This is a genomic window from Dokdonella aquatica (assembly GCF_051987395.1).
Lineage (GTDB): Bacteria > Pseudomonadota > Gammaproteobacteria > Xanthomonadales > Rhodanobacteraceae > Dokdonella.
The window spans coordinates 1,466,521-1,480,328 of sequence record NZ_CP197094.1 but is presented as its reverse complement, the minus strand read 5'-3'; the positions used below and the strand labels follow the sequence as shown (position 1 = coordinate 1,480,328).

The following is a 13,808-nucleotide window of genomic DNA, read 5'->3' as shown; positions in this document are numbered from 1 at the left end:
TCGTCGTTCACGCAGGGGGTGATCCGGTGCCGTCGGTGCCGGACTACAGGGATGCACATGCGGATGAGATCGCGCCACGTCGTGCTTGCGCTGGTGATCGCCACCGGCGCCGTCGCGGCGTGCCTCGAGATCGCCGCGCGCGCCGAAGCGGCACGACTTGCCGCGTCGCTCGCCCCCCTCGCGACGCTGACCTACGCCTCCGCCGGCATCTCGCTCGACGGCAGTGCACGGTTGCGCGAACCCCGCCTCGCCTGGCCGGGCGGCGCGGCGACCGCACGCGTGGCCTACGTGCGCCGACCCGGTCTGTTCTGGCTCGTCGGTGGATGGTTCCGCGACGACGCGGAACGCTTCGCCTCGCTCGACATGGACGTCCGCGGACTCGCGCTCGAAGGAGCGACCGCCGATGCCATGAAGGACTGGTGGGGAACGCCCGTCCTCGCACCGTTCGAATCGCTCGGCTGCAACGAGGGCGCATTCGACGCCGGCGACCGGCACCAGATGGGCGTGGAGGTCGGCGAGCGCCGCGACGAGGTCAGCTACCGCTACGACATCGACCGCCAGCGCGTCGACCTCGCGCTCGACCTCGACGCACCGGGCGTCTCGCGCCTGCGCGTGCGCGCCGAGATCGCCGCGTTCACGCCCGACGCGCTCGCCGAGGATTCCGCGCGTGGCGACGTGCGGCTTTCGCGCGCCGAAGTCGCCTACCGCGACGAAGGCTACTTCGCGCGCCGCAACCACTACTGCGCGCAGCGGCTGTCGATCACGCCTGCACAGTTCGTCGACCGCCACCTCGCCGCCGTCGAGGCGTTCCTGGCCACACGTGGCATCGAACCGGGCACGGACATCCGCACCGCCTACCGTCGACTCGTCGAGCGCGGCGGCACGCTCGCCTTCGCGAGCGTGCCGGATCCGGGATGGGCGCCGGAACGCCATGCGAGCGAGTCGCGGGCCGAACTGCTGCGCCTGCTCAGCGTGACGATGCGCCATGACGACACGCCGCCGGTCATGCTGCGCCTCGCCTTCTCCGATCCGGTCGGAACGCCGGCCACCGACGTGCCGGACGCGAACGTGCCGGAGATCGCCGGCGCCACGGGATCCCCCGGTCCGCTCGCGCCGACCATGTCGCCTGCAGCGCCAGGCCCGACGCCCGCCCCTACGCCTCCTCCTGCAGCGGCGAGGACGCTCGCGCCCGACGTCGCCGAACCTGCCGCGGCGGCGATCGCGGCCACGCCGGAAGCGGGCCCGCCGCGCGAGGTCGTGGCGGTCGCCCCGGCCGCGACGCCGGCACCCGTACCGGTGCAGTCTCCGGCCGGCAACGTTGCGGCGGCGCCCGAGGCGCGCGAAGCACCGTCTCCCGTGCTGCCTCCTTCCACCGACAGGCCATCGGCATCTGCACCTGGACCGGGGCGAAGCATCGGCGAGGAACGGCTCGGCGCCAGCGCACCGCGTCCGCCGGAAGGCTCCACGCTCGCCATGGTATGGCGCGAGGGCGTCGTCGAACGGCTCGCGCCGCGCACGGAGCAGGGACCGGATCACGACGTGGTTCCCGTCGGCAGCCTCGGCCAGCGGCTTGGCCAGCGCGTACGGATCGTGACGCGTGGTGGCAAGGTCATCGAGGGGCGCGTGCGCGAGGTCGACGGGAGCCGTGTCACGCTCGCCGTGCGTGTCGGGGGGGGCGATGCGGCGATGGCCGTGCCGCTGTCCAACATCCGCGAGGCCCGCGTGCCACGGCGCGCCGGAGCGCCGTGATCGCGACTGCGACGGGGATGCACCGTCGTTCGTCCCTGTCTTCGTGGCTGCAGACGGAACACCTTTGCGCGTGAGCTCGGGCTTCGGCCAGGAACTCGACGCCCTCACGCTCGAACGCGCGCGTCGTGGCGACGGGCGGGCCTACGCGGCGATCTATGCGCGTTACGCCAAGGCGTGCTACACCCTCGCGATGCGCATCCTCGGCGAGCCGGCCGCCGCCGAGGATGTCGTGCAGGACGTGTTCGTGCGCATGCTCGACACGATCAAGGGATTCCGCGGCGATGCGCCGTTCGGCGCGTGGCTCAAGCGCATGACCGCCAATGCGACGATCGACGTCGTTCGGCGCAACCGGCGCTTCGGCGACGAGGACGCGGAAGAGGTCTTCGCCGGCATGAGCGCGGTGGAGGTTTCGGGCGAGGATGCCGTCGACGCGTGGTCGCTGCTCAGGCGGCTGCCGCCGCGGGCACGCGCGATCCTCGTGCTGCACCAGGTCGAAGGCTACACGCACAAGGAGCTCGCCGAGTTGTTCGGGCAGAGCGAGAGTTACTCGAAGTCGATCCTCGCGCGGGCGCTCAAGCGCCTCGCCGCGGAAGTCGACGGACATGATGGCGAGGCCGAGGAGATCGCATGAGCACGTCGCACGGGTCCATCGCACGCGTACAGGCGATGCTGGACAACCTCCCCGAGTTCGAACCCGATGCGGCATTGTGGACGCGCATCGAGGCTGCGCGCGCGCGGCGTCGAGGTGCGCGCCTCGCGGTGCGCTCGGCATGGTGGGGTGCGGGCATCGCTGCGGCGCTCGCGGTGGTCGTGCTGCGCACCGGTGCGCCGGATCCGGGGCTTTCCGCCGACGAAAGCGGGACGCTGGCGTGGCAGCGCCAGTCCGAAGCGCTCGAGCGCGAGTGGCTCGCCGGCGAGAGGGCGCCCGGCCATGCACCGGCGCGTGCTCGCCTGCTCGGCATCGACGGTGCGCTGCAGGCTGCCTACGACCGCGGCGCAACCGCGGATGAACTCGAACCGCTGTGGCGGCAACGCCATGCCGCGCTGCGCAGTCTCATCGATCACGACGCGGCGCGTACCGCCGCGGTGACACGCATCTGAACATGAACACGTGGGTCGGAGAACGAACATGAACCTGCAGCGCATCGCCATCGCCACTGCGTTGACCGCCGCGCTTGGCGCGTCGTCCGCGTTCGCCGCGGACGCGATCGCGACGACGCCTTCCGTCGCGGTGGCGGCCGGAACGAAGGCCGCGACGACGGGCGCCGAGCAACGCCTGCGCGAGGATCTTCGCGTGCTCCTGCTCGACATGATCGAAAGTGGCGCGTTCGGCGACACGCCACCGGAGCAGATCGCGCTCACGATCGACGAGCCGCGCCAGCGCGTCGGCAACCTCGGCGTGCTCGTCGACAGTTCGAACGGCGACCGTGCGCGCGAAGGTCTGCGCGTGCTCGGCACGACACCCGGTAGCAGCGCCGAGCGCATCGGCCTGCGCAGCGGTGACGTGCTCGTCGGGGTCAATGGCGACACCCTCGTCGCGCTCGGCAGCGACGACGGCGGCTCCGCGCGCGCGGCGGGCGTGCTGCGCGACCGCGTGAACGGACTCGAGGATGGCGCGCCCGTGCGCTTCGACGTACGTCGCGGCGGCCAGATGATCGCGCTGAGCGGGGCGCTCGCGGCCACATGGATTCCGGCCGTGCGCGTGTCGATCGGCAGCGCCGGTGGCGCGGCGACCACCGCGGCGGGTGGTTGCGGGCGCATCAGCACGTTCGACGTCGCCCCGCGCCAGGACAAGCTGCACGAAGCGATGCTGATCAGCATCGACGGAAGGCTCGCCGGCGTGCAGGGTCAGCAGTCTTTCCGCGTCGAGGCAGGCCAGCACGTCGTGGAGATCGCCGAGAAGATCGAGAACCGCTACCTCGGCATCAATGATCGCCAACGGAGCGCCGGCAAGGTCTACAAGCGGCTGACGATCGACGTCGCACCCGGTACGACTTACCACGTCGCCGCGAGGCTCGACGAGGACAAGCGCACCCAATGGAAGGACGGCGCGTACTGGGAACCGGTCGTGTGGCGAGAGAGCAGCGAAGCCTGCCGCTGACGCGGGATCGCCGATCGCATCCGCTACGCTAGGCGTTCCTCTCCGTGGAGCGGACGCCGTGACCGTCCTCAGCGTCAACGTCAACAAGATCGCCGTGCTGCGCAATTCGCGTGGCGGCGCGTTTCCCGATCCGGCCGCGTTCTCGCTCAAGGCGCTCGCCGCGGGCGCCCACGGCATCACCGTGCATCCGAGGCCGGACCAGCGCCATATCCGCAGCGACGACGTCGCGCGGATCGCCGGCGTGCTCGACGGTGCCGAGTACAACCTCGAAGGCAATCCTTTCGCACCGCCGCGAGAGGGTTATCCCGGATTCCTCGAACTCGTGCGACGCGTCCGCCCCGCGCAGGCGACGCTGGTGCCCGACGGCGATGGTCAGATCACCTCCGACCACGGCTTCGACCTCGCGCGCGACGCCGAACGCCTGCGTCCGCTCGTCGCCGCGCTGCGCGCGGAGGGCTGTCGCGTTAGCCTGTTCATGGATGCCGGTGCGACGGGGATCGCGCGCGTCGCCGACATCGGCGCACAGCGCATCGAGCTGTACACGGGACCTTTCGCGCACGCCCACGCGGGCGGCGACGCGTCGCGCGAGCTTGCTGCATGTGTGGCGACCGCTCGCGAGGCTCGCGAGGCCGGTCTCGGCGTCAACGCCGGTCACGACCTCAGCCTCGACAATCTCGGTGCGTTGCTGGGAGCGGTAGACGGCATCGACGAGGTGTCGATCGGCCACGCGCTGTTCGCCGAGGCGATCGAGTACGGGCTCGCGACGACGATCGCGCGCTACAACGACGTGCTGGCCGGCGGTACGCCGCGCTGAGCGGCGTTACCTCGTTCGGGTTCCCGGTGGTCGCTGGGAAGAGCCACCGGGCTGCACACGAAGCCTCGCGTCGGGACCGGGTCCGCGACCGGAACCGTTCCCGGCCTGCTTCAGCGGTCTGCGGGCACCTCGACGCCCACGTTCGACACGTTCGCGTTGCTCGCGAGCACGAGCACCTGGGCGAGGTCGTCGTAGGCCGAACCGGATTGCGGGCGGATCTCGAGACGGACCGGCCCGTTCGCCGCGGCGATGCGCAGCTCGGTATCCAGCTCACCGCGCGTCGTGGGCCTTTCACCCAGGACCAAGCGTCCGTCGTCGAGAATCGCGACGCCGAGCACGCGCGGCTCGACCTGCGGCGTGTTCTCGCTGCCCTGCAACGGCAGCGGCACCTTCTTGAGCACGATCGGCGTCGTGACCATGAAGATGATGAGCACGGTGAGCATGACGTCGACGAGCGGCGTGATGTTGATCTGGCTCAGCGGCGCGGACGTGGTGGAGCGATCGACGGCGAACGACATGGAGGCACCTCCTCGACGTGGCGGGATCGGACAACGGCCGTCGCGATGTCGAACCGGGCATGCCGGGATCGAGGACCGCGACGCCTTCAGCGTACACCCGCGTATGGAGCGGCCGGAAGTCCCCTGATCACGCGCAAACGAAAACGGCGCCCCGAAGGGCGCCGTTTCGTCGAAACATGGAACGTGGAGCGTGTTACTGCTGGGCCGTGATGAAGCCGATCTTCACCATGCCTGCGCTCTTGGCGTTGGCCATGACCGTCGCGATGAGCTGGTACTGCGTGGTCTTGTCGGCGCGGATCTGCAGCTCGGGCTGCGGATTCTTCTGTGCCGCGACACGGAGCTGGGCCTGCAGCATCGCTTCGGTGATCGGCTCGTCGTTCCAGAACAGGTCGCCACCTTCACGAACCGCGAGATCGATCGGTTCGGGCGGGGTGGTTTCCTGCGTGTTCGGATTGGCCTGCGGAAGGTCGATGCGGATCTTGTGGGTCATCAGCGGCGCCGTGATCATGAAGATGATCAAGAGCACCAGCATCACGTCCACGAGGGGCGTGACGTTGATTTCCGCCATCGGACCACTGCCCGAATTGGAACTGAAGGCCATGGCTTACTTCCTCGCGATGGCGGGTGCCGGAGCCGCAGCGGCGTCGATACGCGAACCGATCGCGAAGAAGTCGTGCAGGTCGTGCGCGAACTCGTCGAAGCGGGCGTAGATGAGGCGGTTGCTGCGCACGTAGAAGTTGTACGCGAGCACGGCCGGGATCGCGACGAACAGACCGATCGCGGTCATGATCAGCGCTTCGCCGACGGGGCCGGCGACGGCTTCCATCGAGGCGTTGCCGGTCGCGCCGATCTTGATGAGCGCGTGGTAGATGCCCCACACCGTACCGAGAAGGCCGACGAACGGAGCCGTCGAACCGACCGTGGCGAGCACCGTCAGGCCGCCTTCGAGACGCATGCTCTCGCGGGCGACGCCCTGGCGCAGCGCGCGGTCGATGAACTCGGAGCGGTTCAGGGCCTCGACGAGGCGGCTGCCCTCATGGCGCGAGTGGTGCTGCGCGGCCTGCGCGGCATCGAGCGCGATCTTCGAGAACGGCTCCGACTTCGGCTGCTCTTCGAGGAAGCGGATCGCGTCCTGCGCCGACGGCGTTTCCCAGAACGTGTGGATCACGCGGTCCATGCGCGAACGCACCATGGCGTTGCGGATGAGGTTGGCGATGATGAAGTACACCGACAGCAGCGACATGATGATCAGCGTGGCGAACACCACCCAGCCGACCGCGTCGAAGTTGTGGATCAGATGGTCGAAGCCCATCTGCGACATCGCCTGGGCGTTGTTGCCACCACCCGGCACCGGAGGAGGAATGACACCTGACTGATCCGCAGGCGTGGTCGTAGGGGCTTCTTGCTGCATGGCGCTACCTTGAGATGAGGGCTACTGGTTGAGGTTGAACTCGATCGGGACCAAGGCATACCCGCGGGCGGGTGCGCCGTTCTTCATGCCTGCATTGAACACCCAGGTCTTGACGGCTGCAATCGCAGCCTGGTCCAGCAAACGCGAACCGCTGGACTTTTCCACCGTGATCTCCTCCGGCGTTCCGTCGAGGCCCACGAGCACCTTGAGCATGACCCTGCCCTGCTGGTGCTGGCGGATGGCCTGCGGCGGGTACTTCGGCGGGCGCATCTTACGGTAGCTGATGTTCTCGCTCGGCGCGATGTCGACCGGCGGCGCAGGCGGAGCCGGCGGCGCAGGCGGCGGCGCCGCGACGGACATCGGCGACGCTTCCTCGACGATCACCGGCGGCGGCGGCTCCGGCGGCGGAGTCGGCGGCGGCTTGATCTTCTCGATCACCTTCGGCGGCGGCTTCTTGGGCGGCTCCGGAGGCGGCGGCGGTGGCGGCGGCGGCGGCGGTGGCGGTTCGATGAACTCGACCGTCACCTTGTTGTCGACCTTCTTCTCTTTCGGCGGCGGCGGCGACGGAGGGGTCGCGAGCAGGGCCAGAGCGAAGACGTGCGTGAGGAACGCACCCGACAACGCGGTAACGCGGCGCCAGTTGAATGAATCGCTGTCGGGTTTGTAGATGTCAGCCATCGGTAAAGACCAAACGAGTGTTATTGAGACCGGCGGTCGGCCGGGTACCCAACGGGCGTGACCAGCGTGCGTCCGAAACAGCGGAGCCCGTCACGGTACAACACCCGGAACCTGTCCGACAAGAGCCGGCGGACAGGTTCGGACAGTGGGCGGACAGTCTGATGACAGGGTTCATCAGGTCTTTGATTTCACGGGGCGCTTGAGCTTCACACCGCCCGTGGCGGCCTTGATGCGCTGCTCGGCCATCGCCTTCGCGCTCGGATAGGTGGTTGCCTTGCGCCAGTCGGCGAGGGCAGCCGCGTCGTTGCCGAGCTCGTTCTCGGTATCGCCGCGCAGGACGTAGGTTTCGCCCTCCTGACGCAGGCCGCCCTTGGTCAGCGCACGCGTGAACGCTTCCTTGGCCTGTGCAGCCTTGTCGGCGTAGAACAGCAGGTAGCCGAGCTGGTAGTCGACGTTGCCGTCCTTCGCGAGCGGCGAGGCCTTCGTGTAGGCGTCGATCGCGCAGGCGTCGTCGTCGAACTGCGAGCACAGGTCGCCCTGCAGGCGCAGCGCGTCGAGCGAGGCCGGCACGATGCCCTTGGCGAGGCCTTCCTTGAGCACCTCGGACGCATCCTTGGGCTTGTCGGCGTTCGCGTAGAGCTTGGCCAGCTGCATGTAGTCGTCGGCCGAGGTGATGAGGCCCTGGCTGCGCGCCTTGCTGAGCACCTCGATCGCCTTCGGGTAGTTGTCACCCTGCACGTAGATCGTGGCGAGCTGCTTGATGAGGCGGATGTCGTTCGGCTTCTTGGCGAGTTCGGCCTCGGTGAGCTTGGCGGCCTCGTCGAACTGGTTCAGTTCGAAGTAGCTGGCCATGAGGATCTGGCTCCAGCTCTCGCTCGGCGTCTCGGAACCCGCGATCGCCTTCTTCATCGTGTCGATCGCTTCCTGGAAGCGGTCGAGGCGGTAGTAGGCGTTGCCCTTGAGCGCGAGCGCGTCCGGCGTGGTCTTGCCGGCTTCCTTCTCCCAGCGCTCGAGCGTGGTGAGCGCTTCGGTGTAGTTCTCGCCCTGCACGTACATCTGCGCGAGCTGGTACAGGAGCGGGAAGTGCTGGTTGTTCGGCAGCGTGTTGAGATCGATGGCCTTCTTGGTGGCCTCAATCGCGCCTGCTTCGTCGTCGAGCTCCCACTTGGCACGACCCTGCAACTGGTAGGCGTAGGCCTCGGCGTACTTGCCGATCTTCGCGTTGCCGAGTGCCTTCTCGATCAGCGGCATGGCTTCGGTGCCCTTGCCGTCGTTGACGAGGTCCGTCGCCTTGCTGAGGTCGCGCTGCTCGCGCTCCGACATCGTGCTCTTGGGATCCGAGCGCGTCGCATTCGGATACTCGTTGACTTCTTTCTTGTTGCGCTGCGCGTAGGTCGCCGTCGACAGCAGCAGCACGAACGCGCACAGCGCGAATCGTGCGAGCCTCGGGAAGGTCATGGTGTTCACCTCGACTGGAGATCAGGGAAGGCTGTCTGCACGCGGACAGCGGATATCGGGTCGCCGGAGCGTACCGCCGGCGCGCCCGGCTGTACAAGCCGAGCGCCTGACCGTGGAACGACCCGTGGCGTCGCTTCCGTTCAACGCGCGAGGGTCGCCCCCGGGGTTCGACGACGGTCCCGCCCGACCGTCATCGGCATGCGCTGGATGCCTCCGTGCGGTGCGGCGCTCCGGCCGCACCGGAGGTCAGACGTCGAGGTTGCTCACGCGCAGCGCGTTCTGCTCGATGAACTCGCGACGCGGTTCGACCACGTCGCCCATCAGCGTCGAGAAGATCTGGTCGGCCGCGACGGCGTCCTCGATCGTCACCTGCAGCAGGCGGCGCGTCTCGGGATTGACCGTGGTCTCCCAGAGCTGCTCGGGATTCATTTCGCCGAGGCCCTTGAAGCGCTGGATCATGCGGCCGCGCTTGGCTTCGTCCATGAGCCAGGCATGGGCCTGCGCGATGCCGCCCGTGAGCTCGACGCTGCGGTTGCCACGCGCGATGCGCGCACCGGGCTGGATGAGTCCGTCGAGCTGGCGCGCCGCATCCGCGATGACGCGGAATTCGCCGCCGGCGAAGAAATTCGCGGGCAGCACCTGGGTCGTCGTCGTGCCGTGCTGGCTGCGATCCACCACGAGCGCGGCCGGATGCTCGGCGGTCGCGGCGCGAACCTGCAGCGCATAACGCGGCTGGCCTGCCCCGGCCTTCGTCGCGAGATGGGCGCGCACGGCCGCGAGCCAGGCCTGCAGGCGCGCCTCGTCGGCCCAGCCCTCGGCAGACGGTGCCGGTGCATGCAGCAGGGCGTGCAGCAGGCCGGAATCGTGTCGAGCGGCCATGCGACCGATCTGGTCGACGGCAGCCTGGTAGTCGCCCAGCAGCTTCTCGAGGCCCGGCCCCGACAGCGCCGGCGCGTCCGGGCTGTAGGCGAGCTCGGCGTTGTCGACCGCGTGCGCGATCAGGTACGCGTTGAGCGCGGCATCGTCCTTGAGGTAAAGCTCCTGCTTACCTTGCTTGAGCTTGTACAGCGGCGGCTGGCCGATATAGATGTGCCCGCGCTCGATGAGCTCGGGCATCTGGCGATAGAAGAACGTCAGCAGCAGCGTGCGGATGTGCGAGCCGTCCACGTCCGCATCGGTCATGATGATGATGCGGTGGTAGCGCAGCTTGTCGATGTTGTACTCGTCCTTGCCGATACCCGTGCCGAGCGCGGTGATCAGCGTGCCGACCTCGGCACTGGACAGCATGCGGTCGAAACGCGCGCGCTCGACGTTGAGGATCTTGCCGCGCAGCGGCAGCACGGCCTGGGTGCGGCGGTTGCGGCCCTGCTTGGCCGAGCCGCCTGCCGAGTCGCCCTCGACGATGAACAGCTCGCTGAGCGCCGGATCCTTCTCCTGGCAGTCGGCGAGCTTGCCCGGAAGGCCGGCGATGTCGAGCGCGCCCTTGCGGCGCGTCATCTCGCGCGCCTTGCGTGCGGCTTCGCGGGCACGCGCGGCGTCGACGACCTTGGCCGCGATCGCGCGCGCCTCGTGCGGGTTCTCGAGCAGGAATTCGTCGAGCTTCTCGTTGACCGACGACTCGACGATGCCCTTGATCTCGCTCGAGACGAGCTTGTCCTTGGTCTGCGAGGAGAACTTCGGGTCCGGCATCTTCACCGACAGCACGGCGATGAGGCCTTCGCGCATGTCGTCGCCCGACAGGCCGACCTTGGCGGTCTTCTGGATGCCGGCGCGCTCGATGTAGTTCGACAGCGTGCGCGTCAGCGCCGCACGGAAACCGGCCAGGTGCGTGCCGCCGTCCTTCTGCGGAATGTTGTTCGTGTAGCAGTAGGTCGATTCCTGGTAGGCATCGGTCCACTGCAGCGCGGCCTCGACCGTGATCGCACCATCCTGCGCCGAGAAGGTCACCACGTTCGGGTGCAGCGGCGTCTTGAGGTGCGCGAGGTGCTCGACGAACGAGCGGATGCCGCCCGCGTACTCGAACACGTCGTGGCGATCGCTGCGTTCGTCGGTCAGCGCGATGCGCACGCCCGAATTGAGGAACGAGAGCTCGCGCAGGCGGCGCGCGAGGATGTCGTAGTGGAACTCGACGTCCGAGAACGTCGCCGTGCTCGGCAGGAAGCGCACCGTGGTGCCGGTACGCGTCGAAGGCCCGACCTGCTTGAGCGGATACTGCGGCTCGCCGTGGGCGTACTCCTGGTGGTGCTCGAAGCCTTCGCGATGGATCGTGAGCCACAGGTGCTGCGACAGCGCATTGACGACCGACACACCGACGCCGTGCAGGCCGCCCGAAACCTTGTAGCTGTTGTCGTCGAACTTGCCGCCGGCGTGAAGCACGGTCATGACGACTTCGGCCGACGAGCGTCCTTCCTCGTGCATGCCGACCGGGATGCCACGACCGTTGTCGACGACGCTGACGGAACCGTCGGTGTGAATCGTGACGAGGACTTCGTTGGCGTAGCCGGCGAGCGCTTCGTCGATCGAGTTGTCGACGACCTCGAACACCATGTGGTGCAGGCCGGTGCCGTCATCGGTGTCGCCGATGTACATGCCGGGGCGCTTGCGCACCGCTTCAAGGCCCTTGAGGACCTTGATCTTGCTTGAATCGTAAGACTCGCTCATGGGCCTCCACGGCACGCTATGGCGCGATGCAGCCCGTGCGGCGCATCGGCATGGAACAACGCCCGAAGTATAGCATTCAGGGGTTTACGACGCCTTGTTCCACGTGGAACACGCGCGGCGGCGGATCCATCGCAGCGATGTCGTCCGGCACCTCGGTCGACGAGACGAGCACCTGTGCCCCGCTCTCCCGGGCGGCCTGAAGCACGATGCGCAAGTGCTCACGATCGAGCTCCGACGCGATGTCGTCGAAACACAGCACCGGCCAATCGCCGGTAGCCGTGGCGTGCAGACGCGCCTGCGCGAGCATGAACGCGAGTGCGCACAGCTTCTCCTGACCGCGCGACAGATGCTCGCGGCGTGGTGCCTTCTCGAAGCCGATCGTCCAGTCGGCGCGGTGCGGACCGCGCATGGTGTGGCCGCGCTCGCGGTCGCGTGCCCTGCCCTCGCGCAAGGCCTCGGCCAGCGTGAGCTCGCTGGTCCACCCGGCCGAGAATCCGAGGGTTGGCGCTCCGAGTTCACCGAGCAGGTCGGCGAGCAGCGGATGAATCACCGCCGCGAGCGCGTCGAGGTAGCGTCGCCGACTGGCGGTCAACGCCTCACCCGAGGCGGCCATCTCGATCTCCCACGGCTCGAACGCGGCATCCGAAGCGCCCTCGCGCACGAGCACATTGCGCTGCTTGAGCGCCCGTTGGTATCGCCGCCACTCGCGCAGAAAGACATGTTCCACGTGGAACACCCCCCAATCGAGGTAGCGTCGACGTTCCTCTGCCGCACCGTGGATCAGCTCGTGTGAGCCCGGTTCGAAACAGACGACCGCGCAGGTCTGCACGAGCGTGCCGATGCCGACGGTGTCGCTGTCGATACGTGCCTCGAGCCGTCCGCCGACACGTGCCAGACCGATACGCCGCTCCTGCCCGCTGCCGAGCACCAGCCGTCCGAACGTCGCGTGGCCGGCAGTACCGAGTCGTGTCAGCGCATCGCGCGTCGCGCTGCGGAACGATCGACCATGGGACAGCTGGAACACCGCCTCGAGCACGCTCGTCTTGCCGGCACCGTTGGCGCCGACGAATACGTTCCAACCTGGCGACAGCGCCAGGTCGACGTTCGCGAGGATCCTCAGGTTCTCGATGCGAAGCTCGCGGAGATGCACGACGGGACGATGATCCTTGCGGGGTTCGACACGAACCCGTGAAACGAAAAGGCCCGCGGCTCCTCGGCGGGAGACGCGGGCCTCGAGGGCGATGCAGCCTAACGCGTCAGAGGCGCAGCGGCATGATCACGTGGCGCGTGTCGTCGGAATCGACCTTGCGCAGCAGGCAGCTCGACTGTGCATCACGCAGGCTGAGAAGGATCTCCTCGCCACCGAGTGCGGCGAGCGCATCCATGAGGTAGTTCACGTTGAAGCCGACGCTGAGTTCGGCGACGCCGGTACGCGCCTCGAGTTCCTCGACCGCCTCTTCCTGCTCCGGGTTGTGCGCGACGATGCGCAGCTTGTTCGGGCTGACCTCGAGCTTCACGCCGCGGTACTTCTCGTTCGAAAGGATCGCCGCACGCTGCAGCGCCGATCGCAGCTCCTCGCGGCTCACGCGCACGTCCTTGTCCGCGCCGATCGGGATCACGGCCTCGTAATCGGGGAAGCGGCCGTCGATGAGCTTGGACGTGAACGTCACGCCGCCGCGGCGCAGGCGCAGATGGTTGCGACCGAACTCGAGCTCGACCGTGCCGTCACCGGCTTCGAACAGGCCTTGCAGCTCGAGCACGCCCTTGCGCGGGATGATGATCTGGCGACGTGCGCTGATCTCGGCTTCGAGCTTGGTTTCCGCGAGCGCGAGGCGATGGCCGTCCGTGGCGACGCAGCGCAGCGCCTGGTCACGCAGGTCGAGCAGCAGGCCGTTCAAGTAGTAGCGCACGTCCTGGTTCGCCATCGCGAACGCGGTGCGGCTCATCAGGTCCTTGAGCGTGGCCTCCGGCAGCGTCACGCGCTCGACGAGTTCGATGTTGTCGATCGTCGGGAACTCGCTGGCCGGCAGTGTCGCGAGCGTGAAGCGGCTGCGGCCTGCGTTCACCGCGACGCGTTCGCCGTTCTGTTCGATCTTCACGCGCACGCCATCGGGCAGGGCACGGCAGATGTCGAACAGCTTGCGCGCCGGAATCGTCACCTCACCCTCGACGAGATCCTCGGCTGCGGTGCGCGCGACCATCTCGACTTCGAGATCGGTACCCGTGAACGACACGCCGTCCGGACCGACATGGACGAGAAGGTTCGACAGCACCGGAAGCGTCTGTCGACGTTCCACGACACCGACGACTTGTTGCAGCGGCTTGAGCAGAGCTTCTCGGTTCAGACTGAAGCGCATGGTCTTGATCCCTTCCCGTCACTGTTTCTAAGGTTTTTTCTTTAAGAAGATTGTTGGTGGT

13 protein-coding genes are annotated in these 13,808 nt (G+C 68.0%); 5 read left to right on the top strand and 8 right to left on the bottom strand.

Features of this window, described 5'->3' with window-relative positions; all coding sequences use genetic code 11:
* The first annotated feature begins 63 nt into the window (after positions 1-63).
* The 5 genes from ACQQ2N_RS06705 to ACQQ2N_RS06685 all read left to right on the top strand — a co-directional run bounded on the left by ACQQ2N_RS06705 (position 64) and on the right by ACQQ2N_RS06685 (position 4,664).
* A complete protein-coding gene (locus tag ACQQ2N_RS06705; protein WP_440224925.1) occupies positions 64-1,749 on the top strand; it encodes a hypothetical protein in 1,686 nt (561 codons plus the stop codon).
* A 70-nt stretch (positions 1,750-1,819) separates the two neighbouring features.
* A complete protein-coding gene (locus tag ACQQ2N_RS06700) occupies positions 1,820-2,380 on the top strand; it encodes an RNA polymerase sigma factor (protein WP_440224924.1) in 561 nt (186 codons plus the stop codon).
* A complete protein-coding gene (locus tag ACQQ2N_RS06695) occupies positions 2,377-2,850 on the top strand; it encodes a hypothetical protein (protein WP_440224923.1) in 474 nt (157 codons plus the stop codon). Before ACQQ2N_RS06700 ends, ACQQ2N_RS06695 begins: the two co-directional genes overlap by 4 nt.
* 28 nt (positions 2,851-2,878) lie before the next feature.
* On the top strand, positions 2,879-3,850 hold the full coding sequence (locus ACQQ2N_RS06690) for a PDZ domain-containing protein (protein WP_440224922.1): 972 nt from the start codon (positions 2,879-2,881) through the stop codon (positions 3,848-3,850).
* 58 nt (positions 3,851-3,908) lie between these two features.
* Positions 3,909-4,664: a pyridoxine 5'-phosphate synthase gene (locus tag ACQQ2N_RS06685; protein WP_440224921.1), complete on the top strand. Its 756-nt coding sequence runs from the start codon at positions 3,909-3,911 to the stop codon at positions 4,662-4,664.
* Positions 4,665-4,774: 110 nt separating this feature from the next.
* Here the strand turns inward: ACQQ2N_RS06685 and ACQQ2N_RS06680 are convergent, their stop codons facing one another.
* The 8 genes from ACQQ2N_RS06680 to dnaN all read right to left on the bottom strand — a co-directional run bounded on the left by ACQQ2N_RS06680 (position 4,775) and on the right by dnaN (position 13,747).
* Positions 4,775-5,182, bottom strand: a complete 408-nt coding sequence (locus ACQQ2N_RS06680) for an ExbD/TolR family protein (protein WP_440224920.1) — start codon at positions 5,180-5,182, stop codon at positions 4,775-4,777.
* Positions 5,183-5,375: 193 nt separating this feature from the next.
* Complete coding sequence (locus ACQQ2N_RS06675) at positions 5,376-5,783, bottom strand: ExbD/TolR family protein (protein WP_440224919.1); 408 nt, start codon at positions 5,781-5,783, stop codon at positions 5,376-5,378.
* 3 nt (positions 5,784-5,786) lie between these two features.
* On the bottom strand, positions 5,787-6,503 hold the full coding sequence (locus ACQQ2N_RS06670) for a MotA/TolQ/ExbB proton channel family protein (RefSeq protein ID WP_440225718.1): 717 nt from the start codon (positions 6,501-6,503) through the stop codon (positions 5,787-5,789).
* Between the two features lie 111 nt (positions 6,504-6,614).
* Positions 6,615-7,271 carry an energy transducer TonB gene (locus tag ACQQ2N_RS06665; RefSeq protein ID WP_440224918.1) on the bottom strand — a complete coding sequence of 219 codons (657 nt, stop codon included), beginning with the start codon at positions 7,269-7,271 and terminating at the stop codon, positions 6,615-6,617.
* Between the two features lie 174 nt (positions 7,272-7,445).
* Positions 7,446-8,729 carry a tetratricopeptide repeat protein gene (locus ACQQ2N_RS06660; RefSeq protein WP_440224917.1) on the bottom strand — a complete coding sequence of 428 codons (1,284 nt, stop codon included), beginning with the start codon at positions 8,727-8,729 and terminating at the stop codon, positions 7,446-7,448.
* Positions 8,730-8,975: 246 nt separating this feature from the next.
* Positions 8,976-11,390 (bottom strand): DNA topoisomerase (ATP-hydrolyzing) subunit B, encoded by a 2,415-nt coding sequence (gene gyrB, locus ACQQ2N_RS06655; RefSeq protein WP_440224916.1) that lies wholly within the window; start codon positions 11,388-11,390, stop codon positions 8,976-8,978.
* A 76-nt stretch (positions 11,391-11,466) separates the two neighbouring features.
* Complete coding sequence (gene recF / locus ACQQ2N_RS06650; protein WP_440224915.1) at positions 11,467-12,540, bottom strand: DNA replication/repair protein RecF; 1,074 nt, start codon at positions 12,538-12,540, stop codon at positions 11,467-11,469.
* 106 nt (positions 12,541-12,646) lie between these two features.
* Positions 12,647-13,747, bottom strand: coding sequence for a DNA polymerase III subunit beta (gene dnaN / locus ACQQ2N_RS06645; RefSeq protein WP_440224914.1), 1,101 nt, complete (start codon positions 13,745-13,747; stop codon positions 12,647-12,649).
* Positions 13,748-13,808 lie beyond the last annotated feature (61 nt).

Bases quoted from the DNA above. Each gene is read 5' to 3' on its own strand.
- ACQQ2N_RS06695 (WP_440224923.1), top strand. From the start codon at position 2,377: ATGAGCACGTCGCACGGGTCCATCGCACGCGTACAGGCGATGCTGGAC.
- dnaN (WP_440224914.1), bottom strand. From the start codon at position 13,747: ATGCGCTTCAGTCTGAACCGAGAAGCTCTGCTCAAGCCGCTGCAACAA.
- ACQQ2N_RS06675 (WP_440224919.1), bottom strand. From the start codon at position 5,783: ATGGCCTTCAGTTCCAATTCGGGCAGTGGTCCGATGGCGGAAATCAAC.
- ACQQ2N_RS06705 (WP_440224925.1), top strand. From the start codon at position 64: ATGAGATCGCGCCACGTCGTGCTTGCGCTGGTGATCGCCACCGGCGCC.
- ACQQ2N_RS06690 (WP_440224922.1), top strand. From the start codon at position 2,879: ATGAACCTGCAGCGCATCGCCATCGCCACTGCGTTGACCGCCGCGCTT.
- ACQQ2N_RS06665 (WP_440224918.1), bottom strand. From the start codon at position 7,271: ATGGCTGACATCTACAAACCCGACAGCGATTCATTCAACTGGCGCCGC.
- gyrB (WP_440224916.1), bottom strand. From the start codon at position 11,390: ATGAGCGAGTCTTACGATTCAAGCAAGATCAAGGTCCTCAAGGGCCTT.
- ACQQ2N_RS06670 (WP_440225718.1), bottom strand. From the start codon at position 6,503: ATGTCGCAGATGGGCTTCGACCATCTGATCCACAACTTCGACGCGGTC.
- ACQQ2N_RS06680 (WP_440224920.1), bottom strand. From the start codon at position 5,182: ATGTCGTTCGCCGTCGATCGCTCCACCACGTCCGCGCCGCTGAGCCAG.
- ACQQ2N_RS06660 (WP_440224917.1), bottom strand. From the start codon at position 8,729: ATGACCTTCCCGAGGCTCGCACGATTCGCGCTGTGCGCGTTCGTGCTG.